Genomic DNA, 912 nt, shown 5'->3' with positions numbered 1-912 from the left:
CGTCAGTGCGGCCACCTGGGCAGTGGTCAACGAACTCACTTCGTCCGAGCTCAGCGACTGGACCTGATCGGARCTCAGGCCRCGCAGYGCAKYGGTCGTGACCGCGCGCAGGTCGGCCGTCTCCATCTTGGAGAGCTGRTCGGTKSYCAGKGMGCCGAACTGGYTGGAAGACAGCGTGGCGAACTGGGCCGAGCCCATCGCRTTGAGGCTGTCGGTGACCAGGTTGCTCAGCTGCGTGGTCGTCAGCGCCTGGATCTGCGCGGTCGACAGTCGGGCAATTTGGTCCGTCGTCAGGACATTGAGGTCATCGGTATTGAGGCCGACGATCTGCGGRCTGGTGGTCAGCGCGTTGAGCTGGGCGCTKGTSAGSGCSCGCARCTGRTCGCTGGTCAGGCCATCGATCTGGGYGCTSGACAGSGCRCGCAGGGMGGCCGTCGTCAKCGACTTCATGTCGGCCGCATCGATGGCSGASAGYTGGTCSGTRTTCAGCGCCGCGGCTTGAACCGAACTCAGGGCGGCCACCTGGGCGCTGCTCAGCGCCGTCATGTCGCCGGCCGTCAGGCCCTTGACCTGGCTGGCCGACAGCGAGGCGATCTGGCCGGTCGACAGGCCGGCCACCTCGTCGGAGGTCAGCGTCAGGATCTGGTCGGAGGTCAGGCCGGCCAGGGCCGCGGTCGTGACGGCGCGCAGGTCGGCCGTCTCCAGCTTGGGCAACTGGTCGCTGGTCAGCGAACCGAACTGGGCCGAGCTCAGCGTCGCGAACTGCGATGAGCCCATCGCATTGAGGCTGTCGGTGGCCAGATGGCTGAGCTGGGTGGTCGTCAGCGACTGGACCTGGGCGGTGGASAGCTTGTTGAACTGGTCGGACGTGARGCTGTTCAGGTCGTCSGTGTTCARCGTGCKGACCTGGGC

At 66.7% G+C, this 912-nt stretch carries 1 pseudogene; it reads right to left on the bottom strand.

Annotated elements, in window-relative coordinates:
* Positions 1-912 (bottom strand): annotated as a pseudogene (locus tag ACXJKR_RS33610) (hypothetical protein); the annotation flags it as partial.

It is taken from the genome of Roseateles sp. P5_E11 (assembly GCF_054049355.1).
The sequence above is the reverse complement of the archived record's forward strand: the minus strand, read 5'-3'. Positions and strand labels throughout refer to the sequence as shown.